At 61.0% G+C, this 213-nt stretch carries 1 protein-coding gene; it reads right to left on the bottom strand.

Annotated elements, in window-relative coordinates:
* The coding region (locus ACYOEI_RS41465; protein WP_462856521.1) for a transposase at positions 1-213 on the bottom strand (213 nt) is incomplete at both ends.

The raw sequence follows: 213 nt of genomic DNA, 5'->3' as shown, positions 1-213 counted from the left end.
CGGACGAGGACGTGCAGATGGTTATCCATGACGGAGAATGCGGCGACCGAGATCGAGAAGATTTGGGCGAGTCCCTTGAGGCGTTGGTCGATCCAATCCTTGCGGTCTTGCTCGGGATCCCCCAGGAGGAAGGCGCGACGGACGCAGCGTGTGATGCAGTGGTACCAGCGAGTGACGGTCGGATCCACGAGATGAGCACGCGCCATCGTCATC

It is taken from the genome of Singulisphaera rosea, from assembly GCF_054877945.1.
Note: the sequence above shows the minus strand (reverse complement) of the source record. Positions and strands in the feature narration are given on the sequence as shown.